This window comes from Mesorhizobium sp. 128a, from assembly GCF_053848025.1.
In genome coordinates, this window is record NZ_JBSPKY010000037.1 from 17414 (window position 1) to 30070 (window position 12657).

Genomic DNA, 12657 nt, shown 5'->3' on the forward strand with positions numbered 1-12657 from the left:
AATGGAGGATAATCCGCGCCGCCTTGTGCACTTCACGCCACTTCGCTACCCCGGCGGCAAAGGCAAGCTTGCCGCCTACGTCAAAGAGATCATCAGATCGAATAGGTTGTTCGACGGGGAGTACGTCGAACCCTACGCCGGCGGCGCCGCCATCGCCCTTGAACTCCTCTTTCAAGAGTACGTTGCGCGCATCCATATCAACGACCTGAGCCGTCCGGTCTATTCGTTCTGGAAAAGCGTTCTGAACGATACCGAAGAATTATGTCGGCTGATCAAGGACACTCGCGTTTCGGTCGCGTCGTGGGACAGGCAAAAGCGCATCTTCTCAAACCCCGACGATCACAGCTACGTTCAACTTGGATTCGCAATGTTCTTCCTAAACCGGACCAACAGGTCTGGCATTTTGAACGCTGGAATCATCGGCGGACGAGACCAAACGGGACCTTGGAAAATAGGCGCGCGCTATAACGCAAATGAACTCGTTTTCAGGGTCGAATCCATCGCGAAAATGCGCAAGCGGATCAAACTGACGCAAAGCGATGCGCTGGCGCTGTTGCGCCACGGCTTGCCGAAATGGGACGCGAAAACGCTGGTTTACCTAGATCCTCCCTATTTCGAACAAGGACGCCAGCTCTACTACGATTACTACAAGCCGGATGACCACGCAGCGCTGGCATCCTTCATCAATGCGAACATGAAGGATCGTGCCTGGATAGTGAGCTATGATAACGTAGCGCCTATCAAAAGCCTCTACTCAGGCTTTCGCAGCATCGTCTACAATATCGGCTATTCGGCACGCGAAGTGCGCATAGGCAAAGAGGTCATGTTCTTTGCGCCGGGCATGACCATCCCAGAGGTGGCCGGCCCTATTCAGCAGGTGGGGGTGATCGAGGAGGCGGCTTAATGGCTAGCGAAAAAGCCCGCTGGGTTCGCACGAACTCCGGAAAAAGGTTGAACGAACAATGGCACATTGGGGCAGCTTACGCGCTCTATCATCGCCACGGAACGTGGTTCAATGTCCTTGAAAAATTCCCCAGCGCCCTGTGCGACCCGAATGGATATGTCCTTTTCTCAAGCAGGCCCGAGCATGAAAACGCGCCGGACCTAAATGTCGCCCAGCAGACGAACGTGCCGGGCGGTATCCATCGGCTAAGTGGCTACGTTCGGATGGCAGAATGAGAAAACCTCAACTCGACGCGGCAACTGTCAAGGTCTTGAAGCGATTGCTGGCCACGCCGCCAAAGCCACATGATGAGATGACGGTCGGACGACCCGCTCAAAGTAAAAAGAAGGAGGCGGACCCTAAAGGCCGCGCTTCTTGCTCCAAGCCGTCAGAAGTTTAATGTACTGCTGCCGATCCGCAATTTCCGTTAGTCGGACGGTACACGTGAGGCGCTTACCGCTGATATCCTTGGCGATTAGTAGCGCGTCACGTTCTCCATCGTTCACTCCAAGTCCTGACCGCGTGGTGTGCCGAAACTCGAATTCGGTCAGGTATCACTGCAAATGCTGGGCCTCGCAGTTGTGATATGTGCCGACCATGCCGCGCTTGAACACGCCAAAGAGTTCTCTGCCGCGTTGGTGGTCTGACCTTCACTTCCGACAAACTCGCCCCGCCCGTTCGGACCATGCTCGACCGTCTTGTGACCGGCAAATTCGCGCCCAACCCTGTCGTACAGCCGGCTCTGGTCCGTATGCAGGATTGACGCGCGGTCTGCACGCGCGATTAAGACGTCACGAACGTTGCGTTCTGGACGTGAACAACGCGCGCCTTGCCATTGGGCTCAACAAGGGCAACCACCTGCTGCTTGTGGCTGTGGCCCTTCTTGTAGTGTTTCGCCCGCTTGGACGAATTGCCGATATAGGTCTCGTCAGCCTGAACGGACTTGCCTTCGCCACCAAGGGCCGAAGCGTTGTCGTCTTTCATCGCTTCGCGAATGCGATGGCAGAGAAACCACGCCGACTTGTAGGTGACGCCGAGCATGCGGTGCATCTGATGCGCGCTCATACCCTTCTTGGATGAAGCCATCAGGTGCATCGCCATCAGCCATTTTGGCAGGGGAATTTTGGAACGCTCCATTACAGTGCCGACAGTGACGGTGAACTGTCCATTGCAGGCGGCACAGTAGTACAGTCCGGGGCGATGCGCCTTGCCAGCGCCCTTGGCGATCTTTTCCTGATCTAGATTGCCACAATGAGCGCAATAGGGACCATCAGGCCAGCGCACTGCTTCCAATGCCTCGCGAGCTGCGGTCTCATCAGTGAAAGCGGGATACTTAATACCAGCCATAGTCCTCTCCTATAGGATGGCAGTAGGCGATATGGCTTCCGTTGTCACGTATATAACTGCGTTTCAGTTCGATGCCGCGTCGAGGCTGATTTTTGGCGGCACAGCCGATGCGCAGTCCGGCGCAATAGCCCGGAACCTCCGCTCGGCGAATAGAGCTTGGCGCCCCAGCCAATCCGGCGTCTGGACCCCGTTCTAAAGTAGCCGCGCTCACTCCCCGGCCTTGGCTTCCTGCAACATCAGCTCTGGACTGGCGATCGTATCCAATCTACGATCGCTTGACATTGTAGGGTTCCATGGGTCACACTCGGGCCTATGGCGGGCATCAAGGCTGAAGAATGTTAAGAAGCGAAATGCCATCCGAAATCCTGCGTATCGACAATCTCAGCATTGTCGCCGGAGTAGCGGATGGCGCGCAGGCTATCCCGATCGTCAAAGGCGTGAACCTCTCCCTCCGGCGTGGCGAGGTCGTCGGGCTTATCGGAGAGTCGGGCGCCGGCAAATCGACTCTTGGGCTTGCAGTTCTTGGGTACACCCGCGCCGGATGCTCCATCACGGAGGGTACGATCCGATTTGACGGCGTCGATTTCCGCAAGCTTGAAGCGGAGCAACGTCGCCGCATGCGCGGTCGGCGCATTGCCTATATCGCCCAAAGTGCTGCGGCCTCCTTCAACCCTGCCAAACGTCTCATCGACCAAGTTGCCGAGGGACCAATCCGCCACGGGCTAATGGATCTGGACGAGGCACGGGCAACCGCCGTCCACCTGTTCCGGGAACTGGACCTGCCGTCACCCGAAAGCTTCGGAGAGCGCTACCCGCATCAAGCCTCCGGCGGACAGCTGCAGCGCGCTATGGCGGCGATGGCAATGTCGTGCAGGCCAGATATCCTCGTCCTGGACGAACCGACCACGGCCCTTGACGTCACGACCCAGATCGAGGTGCTCGCCTCGATCAGGAAGCTTATCAGAGAACACCAGACCGCAGGCTTATACATCAGCCACGACCTGGCGGTGGTGGCGCAGATCGCCGATCGCGTCCTCGTACTCCGGCACGGGAGCATGATCGAGGAAGGGCCGGTGGAGCAGATCCTCCAGCAGCCGCAGGGCGAGTACACCCGTGCCCTTGTCGCAAACCGCGCAGCAGTGGCCAAGCCACCCCGCGACCAAGATGTCGCGAGCGCCACGGTTCTGAAGCTCGACAAGGTCGCCGCCCGCTATGCGACGACGGTGCGCGTGGTCGACGAAATTGATCTTTCGGTCAGCAAGGGCGAGACGGTCGCGATCGTAGGCGAGTCCGGCAGCGGCAAGAGCACCTTGGCCCGCGTCATCACGGGATTGCTCCCGAGCGAGAAGGGAATGATCACATTTCGGGGCGTCCGCCTGCAGGCCAATCTCACCGCACGTGACAAGGACACACTGCGGCGTATTCAGATGATCTACCAGATGCCGGACGTGGCCTTGAACCCGCGGCATAAAGTGGAGGAGATTCTTGGCCGCCCGCTTGCGTTCTATCTTGGCCTCTCGGGAACGAAGCTCCGCGACAGGATTGCCGAGCTTCTCAGGGAAATTGACCTTCCCCCGGACTTCCGCGACCGCTACCCTAGTCAGCTTTCAGGCGGGCAGAAGCAGCGCATCTGCATCGCCCGCGCGCTGGCAGCCGAACCCGACCTCATCATCTGTGACGAAGTCACATCGGCCCTGGATCCGCTTGTTGCCGAGGGAATCCTAGACCTCCTTGCCCGCCTGCAGCGCGAAAAGGGCTACGCCTATATCTTCATCAGCCACGACCTGGGTACGGTGCGCCGGATCGCGGACCGTGTCGTTGTCATGCTCGAGGGGCGCATCGTGTCGCAAGGCGCATGCGCGGAGGTCTTTTCGCCTCCTGGGCATATGCACCCCTACACCGAACTGCTCCTCACCTCCGTGCCTGAAATGGATACCGGCTGGCTTGATGGGGTACTCGCACGCCGCGCTGAAGCTATCACTGCATAAAGCACTAATGACGCCGGGCCTCACCCGCCAGCGGGAAAAATCTGACGGATGGAAATCGTATCCAATCTACAAACGATTGACAAAAAAAGATCCAGATGCTTCGTTTGCAGGTGTCAAAGATGACGTTTTCACAGCCGAAGACCGGGTCGGCTGGGATCGAAGAGCCTAGGGCCCGGCTTAAGCACGTATTGTGAGACAGGGCGAAGGTCGCCCGCGGTATCCACCCGGCTCGTTCCGGATTACGACCCTCAGATTGGGCCGGCTCCCCGGACTTCAGGGTTTGCGCATCCAGGGCCACACGAACACTTCGTCATGCAGCTAAATTAGAAAAGGGGAACAACATGACCAATTCAGATAATTTCAACAGTCATGCGCCGACCAGACGCGCTGTTTTGTTCAAGACCGCGGCCTTTGGGGTTTGCGCGACCTTGGGCACGTCCCTGCTGCCATCGGTCACCAGGGCGGATACACCTCGCAGGGGCGGCAAGCTCGTGTTGGGGGTCAAGGGTGGATCGTCGAGCGACACGCTCGACCCGGCACACATTATATCTTCGGTGACGGCCGAAGTCTCTTATCAATACGGGAACCTGCTGATCGAGCGTGCTCCCGACGGCAAGCTGCACGGCGGACTTGCGGAGAGTTGGGAGTCTGCCGACGGCGCTAAGCAGTGGGTAATACGACTTAGGCAGGGCGTCAAATTCCACAACGGCAAGGATTTCTCGTCTGCGGACATGGTTTATTCAATAAACCGCCACCGTGATCCGGCCAATGCATCAGGCGCCCTCCCGCTGATGGCAAATATAGATGATGTCAAGGCTGACGGGCCGTATAAGCTGACCATTTTCCTGAAGACACCGGATGTCGGCCTTCCGTACCTGCTCGCCTACATCCACATGGTCGCACAGCCGCAGGCGGAAAACCCCGACAATGGCAACGGCACAGGACCGTTTGTCCTAGACATTGCTGAACCGGGGAAACGCTACACGTTTCACCGAAATCCCGACTATTTCAAACCAGACAGTGTTTGGTTTGATGAACTCGAACTGCTCGTGATCAACGATGATACAGCGCGCCTGTCGGCACTCCTGTCCGGGAGCGCTCATATCATCACGGAGGTGCCCCCGAACCTCGTAGCCCGTCTCGAGGGTGCTCCTAACCTGACGATATCGCGCGCTCCAAGCTCCAAATTCTATTATTTTGCCATGCTCGTCGATACTCCGCCGTTCAATAATCCTGACCTTCGCATGGCCTTGAAATACGCGATCGACCGCGAGGCGATCGTCAAGGGCATCTACGCTGGGTTCGGCGAAATTGCCGCCGACGCGAATATCAATAGTTTTTACCCGCTCTTCTCCAACGACATTCCGAAGCACGCTTACGACGTGGAGAAGGCGAAGGTGTATTATGCGAAGTCGGGGCACAGCGGGCCGATCGTTCTCCACGTGTCGGACGTATTTCCCGGCGCGGTCGACATGGCGGTGTTGTTCCAGCAGAGCGCTGCCAAGGCTGGCATCACAATCGAGCTTCATCGCGAGCCTGCAGACGGCTACTGGGACAACGTGTGGCGTAAGGCTCCATTCTGCATATCTTACTGGGGCAGCCTTATCTCAGAAGACCAGGCATTGTCGCTCTGCTACGGGTCTACCTCCAACATCAATGACACCCACTGGCACCGGCCTGAATTCGATAAGCTGTTGGTCGAGGCCCGCTCGGAAATGGACCCGCAACGCCGAAAGTCGATTTATCGTGAGGCGGCTACGATGGTTAGTAACGACGGTGGACATATCATTGTAATGTTCCCCGAAACCATCAGTGGTGTTTCTCGCAAGGTGAAGGGGTTCGTCGACGGAGACGAACGCAACACTGAACATTGTTGGTTTGAAAGCTGATTCCCCCGCCTCGGGGCTATTCGGCCCCGCATTTGCAACTCGGTATGTGGAAGGTGAGTCGTGGTGACGGATTTATCTGGCGGCTTGCAGCAACGGCCTGGGCTTATTCCGCCGATCGCGGAGGACGCTGCTCGGGCGTCCTCCGGCTGGTCAGTCGCCGGCATCGTAGTGCGGCGGTTTGCCATCGGATTGATTACGCTGTGGGTCGTATCGGTAATGATCTTTACGACTACAGAGATTTTGCCAGGCGATGTGGCGGGTGCGATCCTTGGCCGCAATAGGACCCCGGAGGCGGAACTGGCGCTCCGCACGACACTTGGGTTGGACCGACCCGCACAGGTTCGCTATCTCGACTGGCTGTCGAGTTTCGTAAAGGGCGACATCGGGGCGTCGCTGATGTCGAAACGGGATTTGGCGCCGGAGATATGGCAGCGTCTTGGCAACAGTCTATTCCTCGCGGCCGTTGCCGCGTGCGTATCCGTGCCGCTCGCCATCTTTTTCGGAGTTCTGGCCGCCGTGTGGCAGAACGGGATATTCGACAGGGCCATCAACACCGTGACGTTGCTGACGATTTCCGTCCCTGAATTTTTCATAGGCTATGTACTGATCATATTCTTCTCGGTGAGGCTCGGGTGGTTTCCCAGCCTTTCCATGGTGAATGAGGATATGTCGATATGGGAGCGCCTCTACAATGTCGCACTTCCTGTCACAACGCTCGTCTTGGTGGTACTGGCCCACATGATGCGGCTGACGCGGGCTGCCGTGATCAATGTGCTTTCGCGTTCCTTCATCGAGATGGCAGTGCTCAAGGGGATCCCTCGCTGGCGGATCGTCATTGAGCACGCCCTTCCCAACGCCCTTTCGCCGATCATCAACGTCGTCGCTCTCAACCTCGCCTACCTCGTCGCCGGTGTCGTCGTTGTCGAAGTGGTCTTCGTCTATCCAGGCATGGGGCAAATGATGGTCGACGCGGTAACAAGTCGCGATGTACCAGTTGTCCAGACCTGCGGACTGATCTTCGCAAGCTTCTATGTTGGCCTAAACATGCTCGCTGACATGCTAAGTATTCTTAGCAATCCGCGCCTGCGGCACCCGCGTTGAAGGAGACAGCAATGAAGCTGTTCGGCCGGAAGTTTTCGATCGGCGCCCTCATCGGCATCGCAATCGTATCACTCAACGTCGTGGCCGTGCTGTTCGCGCCGCTGCTGGCGCCGCACGGCGAAACCGAAATTGTGGGGTTGATCTGGGATCCGCCCAGCAAGGCATTCTGGCTCGGCCTCGATAATCTGGGTCGTGATATCTACTCGCGCCTGCTGTTCGGTGCGAGGACGACCGTTTCGCTGGCTCTCCTGATTTCGCTAATGTCCTTTGCAATCGGCGTGGCCGCAGGTTTCGCCGCGGCCATTACAGGGGGGTGGGTTGATACGTTTCTCAGCCGCTTCGTCGACGCTGTGATGGCAATGCCGAGCCTCATCTTTTCACTCGTTATCCTTTCAGTGTTCGGCAGTTCGACGTCCGTTCTGGTCGTCACGATGGCCATTCTGAGCGCGCCAGGCGTGTTCCGGCTGAGCCGTGCCGTGGCCCTCGACATCGCCTCGATGGACTATGTTGAGGTAGCCCGGCTTCGGGGCGAGCGCTTGGTTTGGATCATGCGGCGAGAGGTTCTGCCGAATGCATTGCCGCCCCTGGTGGCCGAGTTCGGCCTCCGGTTTTGTTTCGCGGTGCTGTTCATCGCGGCACTAAGCTTCCTTGGGCTCGGGATCCAGCCCCCCTACGCGGATTGGGGTGGCATGGTCCACGACAATGCTCAGGCCGTGAATTTCGGCAGCCTCGCACCGTTCCTGCCTGCACTGGCGATTGCGCAGCTGACGATCGGCGTAAACCTGGTAATTGACGGGCTTCTCCCAGTTAACCGGCAGGCCGAAGGTGGGGGGGCGTAGGCACTCCGCTCCGGGCACTGCCATGCTTTAGCGACGCAAGATCGGGATCTGTGCGTCCAAATGGAATGTATCCAATCTACAATTTCATAACTTCAATGTGCAGCTGAGAGGAGAGGTTCAGATGAATGATGTTGATAGTGAAAACAGGCAAGCCCCGTCCTCTCGGCCACGCTCGCTGACGCCCGCCGCCTTTGCTGCAATCGTGGCAGGTGAGCGCGCGACCCCGGCCCACCACCCAGAAAGCGCGGTTAGGCGGGAAGTGCAGTGGGTCACGATGCGCGACGGTGTTCGTCTGGCGGCTCACATCTATCTGCCACCGATAACCCCGGCGCCGTGTGTTGCGGTCCGAACCCCCTACGGCCCGGCATCCTACGAGGAGATCTCGGTCCCGCTCTGCCGAAGGGGTTACGTGGTGATCTGCCAGGATGTGCGCGGGACTGGCGCAAGCGAGCCCGATACCTGGGACTACGATGTCTACGAGTGGGAGGACAGCTATGATTTTGTCGAATGGATAACCCGCCAGGCGTGGTACGACGGGTTCATCGGCGCGATGGGCGGATCATATGATGGTTGCACGCAGGTTTGCATGGCGTCCCATCCGGCGATGAGCGCCATCGCCCCAGAGGTCGGGTCGTTGTGTGTCCTGCCCAGCAACGGCGTTCAGCACCACATGTTCGTCAACGCCTATGCGCGGACAATCGGGAAAGGGGCGGATAAGATCGCCGTCTCTCTTGATGAGTTGGAAGTTTTGATGAAAGAGGAGACGCTCGCGACGGGCTATTTCAACCCGCCTATGGACGAGCCCCAGCCGGAAATCCTGTTGGAATATGTACCCGGGCTGCGTGATGTGCCGCTCCTGGGGCGCAAGAAATGGCTGTGGAGATATTATACCGGCCTCGGCGGCAACGAGCGCGCGCAGCTGCTAAGAACAGCCCTCGGTGATGACAGCATCACGTCGGTCAGCACCAAGCGGCTCAACCTGCTGTTTGGCCACGACGTCGATCCCGATGCGATCCTCTTTCCGAAATCCACTCCTGAGGAACTGTGCTGCGCGCTTCAGGCGCCGGCGTTTTTCATCACCGGCTGGTATGACTGGGGCTTGGGTGACACCCTGTACAGTTGGCAGCAGCTTATGAAGCATGGATCGGACGAGGTCCGCTCCCGTAGTCGGCTGCTCGTCACGCCGAGTGCGCACAACAAGCCGGGTTACCACGAAGGCGAGGAGCACGTTCCCGCCCTTCAAAGGCGCTTCCGCAAGGCCGACAACATCGAGCTGCTGGACGTTTGGTACAACGCCGTGAGGAAGGGTACAGTCGATGAAATCCCACGCGTGACCTACTACCTAATGGGCGCCAACCAGTGGCGATTCTCGTCGAGTTGGCCGCCGAGCGAAGCTTGGGAGCGGCCGCTCTATCTCGCCGCCGGGGGGGGCCTGGAAACGAGCCACCCGGCCGGAGAAGCCAAGTCGGACAGCTATACCTACGACCCGGACGATCCGACCCCTACAATGGGCGGAAGCATCCTTTCGCATGCATACCGGCCAGGCAGTGTCGACATTGCGGGGCTCCAGCAGCGCGCCGACGTGCTGTGCTACACCACCACGGCGCTGGACGCCGATCTGGACGTCGCCGGACCGCTGAGGCTCGTTCTGTACGCAAGTTCGTCTGCGCTCGAGACGGACTTTTATGGGCGCATCAGCGATGTATTTCCCGATGGCCGGGCGATCCAACTCCAGAGCGGCGTGCTGCGAACGCGGTACCGCGGGCCGGTGCCAGCGCCGCTTGAACCCGGCAAAGTCTACTGCTTCGAGATTGACATGTGGGCGACTGCCAACCGCTTCGCCGCCGGGCACCGCGTTCGCCTCGACATTTCATCGGCCGATTTTCCCAAGTACCAGCGCAACCAGAATCGCGGCGGCGCGCCGGGACCATCGGTCTGTGCAAACCAGACGGTGTTTCATGGAGGGGAATACCCATCGCGTCTGCTTTTACCGGTGCTTGGGCAGGAGTGAGAGGCGCGACTGGCGTTGGAGGTGACCGGATCTAAAAATCCGAGCGGTGCCTGCCCCGCCACTCACGGTGCTGGGGCACTGCGGGAGGCTGGAGCAGGCTGTGTCTGAGTTCTCCCCGGGCAAAGCCCGACTGCCAAATGGCAAACACTGTGCCCTGGCGAACCGGCTGGCTCTTGTAGAAGAGCGGTGCCAGCGAGTCCTTCATGGTCACTGTAATCCGGGCGGTGAGTTTGCGCCAGTTCGAGCAGGCCTTTGCGGGGAAACTCACCGGGCCCGGGTGCTATCGCCCAACCCTATTCTTTGACGGCGCAGGGTTTGCTCCACCTAAACTGGCATTCGCTCTGAAGCCCGGAGGTAGTCCTCGCGGAAAGGCCCGCCTCTCCCCTTGCGGTGGACGCAGTCACCACGCTGCCCCACTCCTTGTTGGGCGTGCCGAGCAGCACCGAGTCCCTGATACCGGGGCAGCTGTGAAGCAGTTCCTCGACCTCATGCGGATAAATGTTCTCCGCCCGAGACAATCATATCATCGAAGAAAAGAGCGCGCGGCTACGTCGCATCGCTTACGCGGCGCTTTTGGAGCGCCTCGACCAGATTGTCGCCTGCGGAGAGGATATGCTTGCGCATAAAATCAACGACCGCCGGATCCCGCTTTTTGCACATGCTGAGAATGCGTCGATGCTCCCGCTCCGCGCCCTCGAAGCCAGAGGTAAGCAGGAGCTGGATGCGGATGTAGCGGTCTATCTGGACGTTGATACCCTGCAGAATAGCGAGTGTTTGGACCTTACCCGCAGGCAGGTAGAGGCTACGGTGAAATTCCCAGTTGAGAGTCCCGACGCGGGCGATGTCCCTGGTGTGATATGCGTTCTCAAGCTGCACCAGGATCTGCTCAGATTGCACAATGCTTTCGGCTGTCAGTTTTCCAAGCGAGTGCTTGAGGATATCGCACTCTAGCAGCGAGCGCAGCTCGAAGAGTTCTCGGATTTGTTCCGGCGGCAACGCTGAGACGATAGCCCCTTTGTGAATCCTCGAGATAATCAGACCTGCCGCTTCGAGTTGGCGGAAAGCCTCGCGCACGGGCATCCGGCTGCATCCGTAGTCTGTGGCGATCTCCTCTTGTACCAGTTGCTCGCCTTCCTTGAATTCTCCATTTAGTATTCGCTCGCGCAGGGACTCCGCCAGCGACTCAGGCAAACTTTGCCGCTGCAGCATGTATTTCGAGCGCTGCGTGTTCTGCTCAAGCATCCGCATTAACCTTCTGGTTCGCAGCCCCGACATCGCCGCTGGCCCATGATGGCCGCTCGACGGCGCGGGGATGGCACTGAATAATTCTTTAAGCAGAAATATCAAGGCTGGACAATGGGCGACATTGAACTGTAGATTGGATCCGAAGCGCTAATGTGGCAACGGAGATGGAAGTGTCAAACCGGAGTACACGCGTTCACGGCAACGCGATTGTCTGGGATGCGCACGCAGGATTTGCGCCATTTGCGGACCTTGACCTCAGCGTGCTCGAGCGCTGGCGAGAGGGCGGCGCCACTTACGTCGGTATTAATATCGGTTTCGACATTATGCCTTGGGAGGAGACGCTGCGCTGCGCGGCCCATTACCGCCGCTGGATCGAAATGCGGTCGGACCGCTTCGTCATGGTCGAAACGGCGCAGGATATTCACCGAGCCAAAACGAGTGGGCGCCTCGCAGTGGCGTTTGACATTGAGGGTGCCGTGGCATTGGACAGCAATATCGAGCTGATCTCCATGTATCACCGCCTTGGCGTGCGGCACATGAACCTCGCCTACAACGTCAATAATGCGTTCGGCGGCGGCGCGCACGACGTCGATATCCCCCTGACCGACCTGGGAAAGGCGGCAATTGCCGAAATGAACCGCGTCGGCATGATGGTCGACTGCAGTCACTCGAGCTTCAGGACCTCGATGGATATCTGCTCGGTTTCCACGCAACCAGTCATCTTCTCGCACTCGAATCCCCGCGCCATGTATGACCACGCGCGCAATATCCGCAACGAGCAGATGCTGGCCTGCGCCGTCACTGGCGGTGTCGTGGGGATCAATGGCATCAGTACGTTCCTGAATGGGACGGATGCGAAGATCGACACCGTATTCGCCCATATTGACTATGCTGTCGAGTTAGTTGGCATCCACCACGTGGGCATAGGTGGGGACATTATCTTTAAGCCCTCGAACAACTTCGCGAACAACCCGTGGGCGTGGCCAGGGTATACTGCCGCGGACTGGGCAGCGATGCACACCTACAAGCCTGAGCAGCTGCCCGAAATTACCGAAACGCTCCTCACGCACGGCTATTCCGAGGCTGATGCCCGCCTGGTTATGGGCGAGAACTTCCTGCGCGTTGCCTCCCTCGTTTGGAAATAGACGGCGCACTTCGCGGTGGCTGGCAAAGCCAGGCTTCGAAAAAAATTCGACTGATCTAAACTGGGGATTTTTTATGCAAAGATGGACTGGCGTTTTCCCGGCTGTAACTACCAAGCTGACGAAGGAGGGCAGGGTTGACCTCCAGGCGA

At 58.6% G+C, this 12657-nt stretch carries 9 protein-coding genes and 1 pseudogene; 8 read left to right on the forward strand and 2 right to left on the reverse strand.

Annotation, left to right across the window (positions count from 1 at the left end; all coding sequences use genetic code 11):
• The first annotated feature begins 1 nt into the window (after position 1).
• Both ACWTU9_RS31775 and ACWTU9_RS31780 read left to right on the forward strand, forming a co-directional pair.
• Positions 2–904 carry a DNA adenine methylase gene (locus ACWTU9_RS31775; protein ID WP_455861778.1) on the forward strand — a complete coding sequence of 301 codons (903 nt, stop codon included), beginning with the start codon at positions 2–4 and terminating at the stop codon, positions 902–904.
• On the forward strand, positions 904–1179 hold the full coding sequence (locus ACWTU9_RS31780; protein ID WP_455861769.1) for a hypothetical protein: 276 nt from the start codon (positions 904–906) through the stop codon (positions 1177–1179). The genes ACWTU9_RS31775 and ACWTU9_RS31780 overlap by 1 nt, the downstream gene beginning before the upstream one ends.
• 160 nt (positions 1180–1339) lie before the next feature.
• Here ACWTU9_RS31780 and ACWTU9_RS31785 read toward each other — a convergent pair.
• A pseudogene (locus ACWTU9_RS31785) lies at positions 1340–2290 on the reverse strand (IS1595 family transposase).
• A gap of 350 nt (positions 2291–2640) precedes the next feature.
• Here ACWTU9_RS31785 and ACWTU9_RS31790 point away from each other — a divergent pair.
• The 5 genes from ACWTU9_RS31790 (at position 2641) to ACWTU9_RS31810 (ending at position 10118) form a co-directional block, all read left to right on the forward strand.
• Entirely contained in the window at positions 2641–4278 is a 1638-nt protein-coding gene (locus ACWTU9_RS31790) for an ABC transporter ATP-binding protein (RefSeq protein WP_455861770.1), read from the forward strand.
• Positions 4279–4619: 341 nt separating this feature from the next.
• Positions 4620–6167: an ABC transporter substrate-binding protein gene (locus tag ACWTU9_RS31795; RefSeq protein ID WP_455861771.1), complete on the forward strand. Its 1548-nt coding sequence runs from the start codon at positions 4620–4622 to the stop codon at positions 6165–6167.
• A gap of 60 nt (positions 6168–6227) precedes the next feature.
• On the forward strand, positions 6228–7268 hold the full coding sequence (locus ACWTU9_RS31800) for an ABC transporter permease (RefSeq protein ID WP_455861772.1): 1041 nt from the start codon (positions 6228–6230) through the stop codon (positions 7266–7268).
• Between the two features lie 11 nt (positions 7269–7279).
• Positions 7280–8107, forward strand: a complete 828-nt coding sequence (locus ACWTU9_RS31805; protein WP_455861773.1) for an ABC transporter permease — start codon at positions 7280–7282, stop codon at positions 8105–8107.
• A gap of 121 nt (positions 8108–8228) precedes the next feature.
• Positions 8229–10118, forward strand: coding sequence for a CocE/NonD family hydrolase (locus ACWTU9_RS31810; protein WP_455861774.1), 1890 nt, complete (start codon positions 8229–8231; stop codon positions 10116–10118).
• Between the two features lie 546 nt (positions 10119–10664).
• Here ACWTU9_RS31810 and ACWTU9_RS31815 read toward each other — a convergent pair.
• Positions 10665–11360 carry a GntR family transcriptional regulator gene (locus ACWTU9_RS31815; RefSeq protein WP_455861775.1) on the reverse strand — a complete coding sequence of 232 codons (696 nt, stop codon included), beginning with the start codon at positions 11358–11360 and terminating at the stop codon, positions 10665–10667.
• A gap of 167 nt (positions 11361–11527) precedes the next feature.
• Between ACWTU9_RS31815 and ACWTU9_RS31820 the strand changes: the two genes are divergently transcribed.
• Complete coding sequence (locus tag ACWTU9_RS31820; protein ID WP_455861776.1) at positions 11528–12508, forward strand: dipeptidase; 981 nt, start codon at positions 11528–11530, stop codon at positions 12506–12508.
• Positions 12509–12657 lie beyond the last annotated feature (149 nt).

Excerpts from the sequence above, each read along its gene's own strand:
- ACWTU9_RS31775 (WP_455861778.1), top strand. The coding sequence starts at position 2 with ATGGAGGATAATCCGCGCCGCCTTGTGCACTTCACGCCACTTCGCTAC.
- ACWTU9_RS31780 (WP_455861769.1), top strand. The coding sequence starts at position 904 with ATGGCTAGCGAAAAAGCCCGCTGGGTTCGCACGAACTCCGGAAAAAGG.
- ACWTU9_RS31790 (WP_455861770.1), top strand. The coding sequence starts at position 2,641 with ATGCCATCCGAAATCCTGCGTATCGACAATCTCAGCATTGTCGCCGGA.
- ACWTU9_RS31795 (WP_455861771.1), top strand. The coding sequence starts at position 4,620 with ATGACCAATTCAGATAATTTCAACAGTCATGCGCCGACCAGACGCGCT.
- ACWTU9_RS31805 (WP_455861773.1), top strand. The coding sequence starts at position 7,280 with ATGAAGCTGTTCGGCCGGAAGTTTTCGATCGGCGCCCTCATCGGCATC.
- ACWTU9_RS31810 (WP_455861774.1), top strand. The coding sequence starts at position 8,229 with ATGAATGATGTTGATAGTGAAAACAGGCAAGCCCCGTCCTCTCGGCCA.
- ACWTU9_RS31815 (WP_455861775.1), bottom strand. The coding sequence starts at position 11,360 with ATGCTTGAGCAGAACACGCAGCGCTCGAAATACATGCTGCAGCGGCAA.
- ACWTU9_RS31820 (WP_455861776.1), top strand. The coding sequence starts at position 11,528 with ATGGAAGTGTCAAACCGGAGTACACGCGTTCACGGCAACGCGATTGTC.